2 protein-coding genes are annotated in these 1,558 nt (G+C 60.7%); both read right to left on the bottom strand.

The features are described 5' to 3' along the window. Positions 1–57 precede the first annotated feature (57 nt). Positions 58–624, bottom strand: a complete 567-nt coding sequence (locus tag AC097P_RS23745; protein ID WP_479612896.1) for a hypothetical protein — start codon at positions 622–624, stop codon at positions 58–60. A gap of 61 nt (positions 625–685) precedes the next feature. Beyond that, positions 686–1,558 (bottom strand): alpha-amylase family glycosyl hydrolase (locus tag AC097P_RS23740; protein WP_479612895.1); only part of this gene is annotated, 873 nt, incomplete at its 5' end.

Genomic DNA, 1,558 nt, shown 5'->3' with positions numbered 1-1,558 from the left:
TGACTTTAGCGTGTCTTGTATCATCTTTGCTAATCAAGATGCTGCGGCGAAGCTGCGCTAGGTCTTGCCGAACGCCCCCGACCATTTGTCCAGAGAAACTAGTACCGAGGACACACTGAGTGCGCTCTCGACGATGGCGCCCCAGTCCTCAGACTTGACCCTGATGCCATAGTGGTACATGGGGTGTTCCCGTTTGCGTTGGGCCACCAGTTCTGCCGTTTTGGCCTCGCTCGGCGCAGCGCCCAGTGAGGCGAGTACTTTCAACTTTTCACTCACCATACCCGGTACGCGTAGTAGCTTGATGAGGCGAATGTGTAGTTGCGGATTGCCCACCACGGCTTCAGCCTGCGCGTACAACAAACGATTCACCACCGTTGCCATTACCACGTCGTCGCTGGTGTTGAGCGACTGCCAGACGATTGTTCCGGTGAAGCGGGTGAGCCCTCTGCGCAGCTCTATCTCGGGGCCAGGCAGGGCCAGGGCATGGTAGAAATTGAAGCCCACCGCATTCCACTGCAGCGCCTCCAGATACTCCCATTTGTCGTCGGCCCGGTATTGCAGGCGGATGCCAATATGGCTATGGCGGTCGTCGTTGCGTGCGATCGATAGGGGATCTTCTGCCAAAGTGCGCTCCATCTGCAATGGTCTGTAATGCCTTTGCACTAAATCACTTTGCAGCGGGGCGTCAAATCCAGTTGCGTCCCTTGAAGAAGTTGTAACGCTTGAAGGGTTCGGCTGCCTGGTAGACCGCGCCACTGTGGGGCGCCACGTTCAGGCGCACGCTGGCAGCCTGCACTTTGGTATCCGGCGCTGCGCCCAAAGCGTCCTGCAGCGGAACGCCGTCGTACCAGTGCGAGTAGGGCAATAGCAGCAGGGCGTCCAGCGGCTCGTCACCCATGTTGATCACGACCAGGGTCGCCTCACCCGGCACTTCCGTGTGGCGCAAAAAGACCAGTGCATTGCTGCTGGGCAACCGATCCCCTAGCACCTTGACATCGCCGTATTGCAGAGCCGCATTGGCCTGGCGCATGGCAATCAGACGCTTTACCCAATGGCGCTGCGTGGGGTTCCAGTCGGCCTCGTTCCAGCACATGGGGCGGCGGCAGTCGGGGTCGGCGCCGCCTTCCATGCCGATCTCTTCGCCGTAATACACCAGCGGCACGCCGGGCATGGTGAATTGCATCAGCATCGCCAGACGGGCCTTGTCGGCGCTGCCAACCGTGGTGATCAGGCGTGGTGTGTCGTGGCTGGAGAGCATGTTCCACGAGCACAGCAGGCCGGGCAAACCATAGTCGGCACGGGCGTCGCGCAGCGCGTGGTTCATCTGCACGGCGTCAATATCTCCGGCCAGCCAGGCCAGCGTGGCCGTGCGGTACCAGTAGTTCATCATGCCCTGGTAGCCGCCACCGGCCTGGAACCAGGCGCCAGAGAAACCATTTAGCTCTCCCAGCAAACTGGCATTTGGAAAACGCGCGCCGACCACGGCACGCATCTCTTGTGCCACGGGTATGCCCACGTCTTGCGCGACGTCAAAGCGCCAGTTGTCCACGCCCTGGGC

This window comes from Rhodoferax sp. ZS1R8 (genome assembly GCF_056521325.1).
This window is presented reverse-complemented; position numbering and strand designations above follow the sequence as displayed.